The sequence below is a fragment of the Aliiglaciecola lipolytica E3 genome (assembly GCF_000314975.1).
In the GTDB taxonomy this organism is placed as follows: domain Bacteria; phylum Pseudomonadota; class Gammaproteobacteria; order Enterobacterales; family Alteromonadaceae; genus Aliiglaciecola; species Aliiglaciecola lipolytica.
On record NZ_BAEN01000023.1, the window covers coordinates 129131 to 137794 of the forward strand.

Annotated in this window: 5 protein-coding genes; all 5 read right to left on the minus strand. The window is 43.4% G+C overall.

The window, feature by feature from the left end; all coding sequences use genetic code 11:
• Window positions 1-10: 10 nt before the first annotated feature.
• Window positions 11-1027 carry a cupin-like domain-containing protein gene (locus tag GLIP_RS06100; protein WP_008843721.1) on the minus strand — a complete coding sequence of 339 codons (1017 nt, stop codon included), beginning with the start codon at window positions 1025-1027 and terminating at the stop codon, window positions 11-13.
• A 5-nt stretch (window positions 1028-1032) separates the two neighbouring features.
• On the minus strand, window positions 1033-1755 hold the full coding sequence (locus GLIP_RS06105; RefSeq protein WP_008843722.1) for a SapC family protein: 723 nt from the start codon (window positions 1753-1755) through the stop codon (window positions 1033-1035).
• A gap of 35 nt (window positions 1756-1790) precedes the next feature.
• On the minus strand, window positions 1791-3350 hold the full coding sequence (locus GLIP_RS06110) for a tryptophan halogenase family protein (protein ID WP_008843723.1): 1560 nt from the start codon (window positions 3348-3350) through the stop codon (window positions 1791-1793).
• Between the two features lie 93 nt (window positions 3351-3443).
• Window positions 3444-6410, minus strand: a complete 2967-nt coding sequence (locus GLIP_RS06115; RefSeq protein WP_008843724.1) for a TonB-dependent receptor — start codon at window positions 6408-6410, stop codon at window positions 3444-3446.
• Between the two features lie 109 nt (window positions 6411-6519).
• Window positions 6520-8664: glycoside hydrolase family 16 protein (locus tag GLIP_RS06120; RefSeq protein ID WP_040522077.1), on the minus strand; the 2145-nt coding region annotated here is incomplete at its 5' end.

Below are 8664 nucleotides of genomic sequence, written 5' to 3' on the forward strand. Positions count from 1 at the left end.
AATGACTTACTTAACGATTTAATTTATTGAGTAATTGAGCTCGAAGTTGTCTAGCTGTGGTTTCATTTAAGGGGTTTAATACCCCTTTTTTGGATTCTGGAATGTGCTTATTATCAGCTGGTGAAAACACATAGTGCTCAAACATATCACGCCATACTTGACGCTGTGATTCGGGCAACTCTCGGATCGCTAGTATTGCGTGGTTAAGCGCATCCAAAGGTGTCCCCATGAAATCTGGAACCTGACGCCACCAATAATTGACCAGCACATTAAAATCGGTCAAACCTTCCACGTGATGCCACCACATACTTGGAATAAATAGGCTGTCGCCGGGGTTTAATTCAATAATCAAACAATGTTTTATTGCTTGTTTAAATTTGGGGAACTTGTTGAAATCAGGTTGATGAAAGTCGACTAAGCTAGCAGGTTGCCCAGCGGGCGTATAGTCCAAAGGACCAACATAAAGGTTTTCCAATTGGTCAGGGGGAAACAAAGTAAATCTGCGTCGTCCTACCGCATTACAGGCTAAATTGTCTGGTATGTCGTAATGGGCAGCTATCCGTGAGCGATTGCCCGCCCAAATGCTCACTAGCGGTGCTTTTTGTAGTGGTAATACATCATTATGCTGTCTAAATCCTGGCAAGATATGATTGATGGACGTAGAACCTAAATAGGTTGACGAAGCCTGAGCAGAGCCACTTAATTGGATAATTTCGTCTATTACCGCTTTAAAAGTGCTATTTTTAGGTGTGAAATTAAAGCCATTTAAATTCTCGTTATAAAAAAAACGGCCGCCGACATTGGCTGGGGCTTCAAATGCCTGAACCGGGTTTTCGTTTGCCCACGATTTCAAATATTTTGCCGCACTTTGTGCTGATTCACTTGCCGCTTTTACCAACGGCCAGTCTTTCACTAATCCTCTGAATACGATGGGCTGTGAACTACTTAATTGTGCCGGGCCCAAGTCTTCAATTTTGGCGTTGATTATTTCTTGGACTTGGTTTTGAGATGTAAATGGCAACTTCATCGGCTTTATAGTGTCGCGTTTTTCATTTCAATTAATGCAGATAAATTAGACATTGATGCTTCCATCATGTGCATCATTTGTAGATACCCTTTTTGGTGTAAGCTTTGCAACACATCTCCTTGTAAACTTGCTACTTTTTCTTCATTAACAGTGTAAAGACTATTTAGTTCGTGGTTCGAACCGTCTTTTAACTGTACTTTTATACTGACTTGCTCAATTAAATCGTGTTGTAAGATAGTGTCGATAAACTCGTCTGTTTGCGTGTGGCCTTGGTGTATGGTTTGTAAAATTGAATTGATATTCTGCAAATAATCACTTTGTCCACCTTGCTCTAGAAACACTTTTTCTCCCTGAAATTCGCTTACTCTCGGACTATCCATGTCAATAAAAACCACAGGTTCTTGTTTTAACACGCCCTCTGATTGCACGTTTTGGAAGCCTATGAGAAAAGGGCGTCGTCTTATAGTTAAAGGGATATAACTTGCCTGCCAACCTGTTTGATTAAGATACAGATTTTCAAGCGGAGCAAAACCGAAAAGGGCGATTGCTTCAAATTTACCGGTCTGCGAATGCTTGTTGAAGAAAATTGGATATAAACCCTGTACTTCACGAAATTCGGAGACAAATATATTGGTAAAGCTCACGTCGTCGCCTAGGTTCGGCAGAAAGTCGGTTATGACCTGTAAATCTTTATGGGTGATGTTATCCAGTAATTGATGGTTCGGCATTGGTATTCCTAATCATTATAGTTTTTATATTTGGACTAAATACGTTGTAATCCGTACTGCTGTATCTTGTTAATCAGTTCTCGATTAGTGGGTAGTCCTCTAAGCAGCTTTTCAGTCATTTGCTGATTTTGTCTAAAGCTTTCTAGCGCCAATTGCTGATTGTTGGAGCGTCTTTCCGTTTTGGCCTGTTGGGTTTTAAATCCCATGCCATACAACACATATTGATAACTTGCTGACGGGAATACTTCATCTACTTGGGTGAAATCACTGTGCCAAGGGGAGTGGTGTTGCCATAACTCCATTAATTCAGTGAGGGCATCTGGGATCGTATCAATATGACAATTATCTATCCAATATTGCGTATCTTTACGTTGCGTTAAAATATAGTGCAATTTTAGAAAATCGATAATGCGATCCCAACGGTAACGAAATTTGTCGTTGAAGCGTTTTGCTACTATGTCCATTACTTTGCGGTTTGCAGGAAGTTGTTCGCTTATCATTGCAGCCGACAGTTCCACTAGAACTAATGCAGAAGCTTCAAGTGGTTCTAAGAATCCAGCCGAAAGTCCTACCGCGACACAGTTTTTGTGCCAAAAGGTTTCACGGTGTCCCGGTACTATCGGTATTTTACGGACGCTTAACTCTTCAGCCTTGTCGCCAACGCTGTCACGGATGTACTGGCGAAGTTCAACCTCAGCCTGTTCGTCACTTATGTGCGCAGAAGAATAAACGTGGCCGACACCACGCCGAGAAGGTAAGCCGATATCCCAGATCCATCCCGCGCTTTGACCAGTTGAAATTGTGTGGGAGGCAATCGGGCTGTGTTCATCGAGGTAGGGTACATGTACTGCTAGCGCGGCGTCGTTAAACAAAATGTCTTTTTTGTTGATAAACGGAATTTGGTAATGTTTGCCAATCAGCAACGCGTGAAATCCACTACAATCGATAAATAAATCACCGCTTAACTCACCGTGTTGTTTAGTGACAAGGCTGCGAATATCACCATTGTCATGACTACTTACCTCGACTACCGTGTCGAGTACGTGTTTTACGCCTAACTTTTCTATGCAGTGCTGTTGTAAAAAAGCGGCAAATTTTCCAGCATCAAGATGATAGGCGTAATTAGCTACGTGAGCGAATTCAGGGGTTGTATTTTGTTTCGGTGCCAAATTGCGTTCACATATTTGCCCCTGGAAGGAAACCGCATCTGCAAATGGAATATTGCTGGCCTGTTGTTGCCAGAATGGCACTAAATTAATCTGCTCGTATCCTTGAGGCAACACGAGTGGATGGTAATAAGCATCGTCATCCGCGCCCGTTACCCATTTAGCGAACTTGGCGCCTTGCTTGAAAGTAGCATCACAACAGCGAATAAAATCGGTTTCGGTGACCCCCATTTTACGTAATGTACCGCGCATGGTTGGCCATGTGCCTTCACCTACGCCTACCGGCTTCACATCGGGCGATTCTATCAGGGTAACAGCAACGCCTTGTTCTGAATTAGCCATATGTTCTGCTGCGATAACACCGGCTGTAAGCCATCCTGCTGTTCCGCCACCCACAATGACTATTTTTCGAATTTCATTGTCCAACATTCACTCCAGTGTATCGTTTTGATATCACTTGTATTCATCTAAAGAATAACAAAAAGCCGCTTAGAAAGCGGCTTTTTTATTATCAATTACCGCTTAAAATGAGTAGCGGGCACCGAGGTTATAGCGAGTGCCATATTGACGAGCAAATAAGAATTGCTCTTCATATCTACCGTAACCTTCTTCTGTTTCGTTAGTCAGGTTTAAGCCTTCAAAAAATACGGTAAGATTTTCACTAACATCGTAGTTTACGCTAAGATCATACTGTTCATATTCTTTAAAGAACTGCGGAGGAGCTTCAGCAGTACCTTGAGCTTGACCGATACCAATTAAGTACGAATCTCGCCATGCATAAGTGAGTTTCGCTGACAAACCGTCTTTTTCGTAAAACACTTGTACGTTGGCGGAATCACTTAGTCCATTTAGTGGTGATTGTACTGAAAAGTTCTCAGTATCGTAGTTCACATCTCCGTCAACCAAAGTCATGTTGAAGCCTGCGCCGAAGCCGGTTTCACCGAACAAGTGCTGAATCGCAAACTCGATCCCATCAACCATTTTCTTTTCACCATTGGACGGTTGGCTAACTAACCATTCCACCAACGGATCATCGTCGCTTTGACGTACAATTTGAGTCTCACAACACGCGTCATCAACGCCGCCGCCGTTATCGATAATTTGCTGCCAAATCGCACCATCGGTTGCTTGTTCACCGCGAGCAATAACATCTGCTTCAGCTTGAATTGCACGCGGACCAATATAGGGGTCACGCAAGCCGTCAACCGTAATGGTGGTGAACGAGTTTTGGATAAAGTTTTTCACATCTTTACGGAAGTAGCCAAGCGACGCATAGCTGCCTTCAGAGTAATAATATTCAAAACTTAAATCTAAATTAGTCGACTCAAAGGGTAACAAATTGGTGTTACCAGAAGCGCCAGTGCGTCCTCCAGGTTTGGGGCTGCCTGACAACGATCGTGCACCAACCAAGTTACCTAATGGCGCTCGGGTAATGGTTTTACTGGCTGAGAATCGAGCGACAATATCGTCGGTAACTTCTAACTTAATATCTAAGTTGGGAAGCACAACATCGTGTTCACCCAAAAAGGTAACGATGCCGCCGTCACTAGGACGATAACGCATTTGCCATTCTGTTGGGTTTGACCATACCAAATAATCTTCAACGCTATCTTGTAATACTAAGCTGGTGACGTCGGTTTTTTCATAACGCACGCCAACACTGACATCCATTGGCATATCGGCAATTTCAAAATACATGTCTGCTGCTAAATATGCGCTTTGGGTTTCTTCGGTTAGGTCCGCTTTAGAATTAGTACCGAAATCAGGATTTAGTGGGTCTGTATCAAACCCGAAATAGTCCTGCATACGAGCAATCACTTCAGCATAATCAAAGGTGTAGTAGTAATTGGTTACCAGGTTACTACCGCCGTTTGAAAACTCATCTAGGAAGTCGCCTGTGTCGGTGCGGGTAAACATGCTATCTGGGAAAACCGCTTCGTTGCCATTGTAACCATTCGGACCTACGTTACCATTGTTTGCAGAGTAGCCACCAAAATACTGGTCGGTATTAGCAACACCGAATTGTACTGCGGTCAGGAAACTGTCATTTGGATTGACCCATTCAGTATCCAATTGGATTTGTTCAATGGTTGATTTACCTTCGGCACGTCCAAACTGAGCAAACAGCGGATCAAAATCAGCTGGGTCTGCTTCTTCTGCGCCGTTTGGCCAAATAATGTCGAATTGCGGAATGCCGCCAGCAGAAAAATCGTAGGTTTTAGACACAATATTATTCGGTGCCAAAATTACATTTCCTGAGTGACCTGTACCTTTATCAGCGCCGTTGTCTGTGGTGGTTTTAGAGTCGTGGTAATCAAATTCTACGTGGATACTATCGGTTGCTTGCCATTCAAAATTAAAACCAATGGAGTCACTCTCTACTAATAGAGTTTCGACATTAGCGGAATGCGCGAAGTCGTTACTCGATTCAGTTAAACTAATTGCTGAACCACGCTCATCTAGTTCATAAGAGTTGATGTTACCGCCAAAGTTAAACCAAATTCCGAAACCTTGACCATTGGTTGCGGTTTCAGCTTCAGAATAAACATAATCCAACGTGAAGGTCATATCGTCACGTGGAGCATATTGCAGTGTGGCCATACCATTGACACGTGTACGGTCGACGTTGTTGATATTGTATGAAATTTGACGTGGCAAATAAGAATGACCAGCTTTGCCATCTTCTAAAGAACCATCTAACGTATCTTCTTCTAAACTCGATGCATCGGGCCTTAAATCAATAAAGTCGGTCGTTGTGCCTAGTGACTGATCAGCCTGCCATCCCGGTACATTTGCACTTTGTTGTTGGAAATTACGTTGCTGCATTGATAATGAAATCGCCACACCTAGGGTATTGTCAGCAAAAGTGTTGCTATAAAGGGCTGACAACTCAGGCGTGATATCATCACCTTCTACATTCGATTCATCGTAAATACCCTTAGCTGACACAACATACTTCAAGCCTGGGCTGTTTAATGGTTTTGCAGTAATGATATTAACAGTTGCACCTAAGCCTCCGCTGGGTACGTTAGCACGGCCAGTTTTATAGAGTTCTAGTGCGCTAACGCCATCTGAAGACAAGTTTTCCAAGTCGTAAGAGCGGGTGTTACCCGTACCTGGCATTTGTCTGCCATTGAGTGTCACCAAGTTAAAATCAGGTCCAAAGCCGCGCACGGTTATTTGGCTACCTTCACCATTTTTGCGACTGATTGTCACACCAGGAATACGTTGCAAAGATTCAGCGATGTTGGTATCCGGAAATTTCCCCATTTCTTCAGCAGAAATGGCGTCAACTACCCCTTGTCCATCACGTTTGATATCCATGGCACGCATTAATGAACCGCGGATCCCTTTTACTTGAATCACTTCTAAATCATCTTGTGCAGCTGGCGCTTCTTCTTGTGCATTGGCGGTGGATATCAAGGTTCCACCTAAAAGCAAAGACATTGACGCAGCTAAGTATTTTTTCTTGAAGGTCATGTGTTTCATAGTTGCCCTACTTAATTGTTCTTTATTCTGTGTAAGTTAGTAGGCTTATACGTCCATATAATTTGACGCAAAACCTACTAGCAATATTTATGTGTTTATTTATCAACGTTTATTTAGATGTAATTTTGGCGTTGTCGATACGGTAAACCGCACCTTCACCTGTTCCCCATGCTGGGAATACCATCATTACGTCAATTGCACTTACATCTAGGCCAGCATCTGCTAAAGCTTGTAAGTCAAAGGTGTAGGTTTGCCATTCACCAGTTACAGGCGTCTCACCTTCTTTGCTTTCTTCAACCGCTATTTCAACTGCCGTCGCCGCACCTAAAGACTCCACCTTGAAAAACCACTCAGTTGAATCTCCAGGAGAAGTAACGACTTTCATATCAAAACGTATAACCCCACCGCCTAAAATATTACTCGCGTCAAATTCAGCATCTTCTTCGGCTTGGAATCCCATCACCGTTGGTGCTGCACCAATCTGGAATTCTGCCGTTGCGCCATGTAATGGATCTGCGTCTATGGCAATGCTTGGAGTAGAGCCACCACAACAATCCCACATTGGCCATTGTGCATTTTCTTCCTGTTCAAAGAGAGTTAATGATGGCGCTGACGGGTTAAATATCTTGGCGTTGTCTACACGATAAACAACACCTTCACCTGCTCCCCAAGCTGGGAATATCATCACCACGTCAATGTTCGCTAAGTCAATGCCAGCATCGGCCAAATCTTGGATACTAAACGTATAGGTTTGCCATTCACCGGTAACAGGCGCAACGCCTTCATTACTGTTTGTTAAATCAATCTCAACTGCTTGTGCTGCGCCATTGCTCTCTACCTTGAACAACCAAGGTGTTTCCGCGCTTGCGGTTCCACTAACGACTTTCATGTCGAACTGCACTAAACCTGAGGTAACTAACAAGCTAGCATCAAATACGATACTCTCTCCCGACAAGAAACCCATAACCGTTGGCGTTGCGCCTATTGCAAATTCAGCTACTACACCGTGATCTTCGTCGTCGATTACTTCAACTGGTGTTGAACCGCCACAACAATCCCAAATTGGCCAATCTAAGTTCGTTTCATCTTCAAAAAGCACTAATTCAGGATAATCAACCGTTATTTCAACGTTATCTACGCGGTAAACCGCACCTTCACCTGTGCCCCATGCTGGGAAAATCATGATCACGTCGATACCGGTTAAGTCTAAACCTGCGTCAGCTAAGTCTTGTACTGAAAATGAGAAAGTTTGCCATTCACCAGTGGCAAGTGGATTTCCATTAATATCTTGAGTGATATCAAGTTCAACGGCTTCACTGGCCGTATTACTTTCAATTTTGAATTTCCAAACCGCATTTGCATCGTTTGGGGCAGAAACTATCTTCATATCGAATGTAAGGTTCGCTAAAGGTCCAGCTTCTAACATCGGAGATGCGTCAAACCGTGCAGGTGTAGTAAGTAAGGTGGTGTTAAAACCCATTACTGTTGGTGCCGCTCCAATTGAAAATTCAACCACCGCACCGTGTTGCTCGTCATCTAATACCAACGCTGGCGTACTTCCGCCACAGCAATCCCATATTGGCCAATCAGCATTTGCAACATCAGCAAAGATAGTGAGGTCTTGAATAACACCCGATGAAGGGGGAGATGGGATAGGCGCTTTGCCGAGAACCAAGGCGTCTTCTTCATCCTTGTAGCCACTGCGGATTGTTTCACAACCTTTACCGGTTGTTGGATTGGTTGAGCACTCGTAAACGCGAACATAGTCAATGATGTAACTCTGACCATTCTCAAACGCGGTCTCATCAATGCCTAAATTGTTAACGTTCGATGGCCAGTCGCCACCGACTGCAAGATTAAGAAGAATGTGGAAATCTTGATCGAATGGAGACGCATCCCAATGCACTTCTTTTTCACCTGTAGCAATATCAAAGTATTCTGAGAACCAGCCCTGATGAATCAGTCCAGACGCTTCACCTTTGCTGTTATAACGTACCTCGGATGCCATTTGCGTCGCAAATAAATAACCATCTACATACCAACGAATTTCGCCTTCTTGCCATTCTATGGCATATGTATGAAAATCATCTGCTGGGCTTGCATCATCAGGTAATAAATATTCTTTGCCAGAAGATACATTGTCAGGCCAATCGCGACCATAATGTAAGGTACCGTGAACATATTTTTCTTCATTACCATCGGCATCAACAACGCCTAGGTTAACCGCTTCAAGAATATCAATTTCGCCGGATTT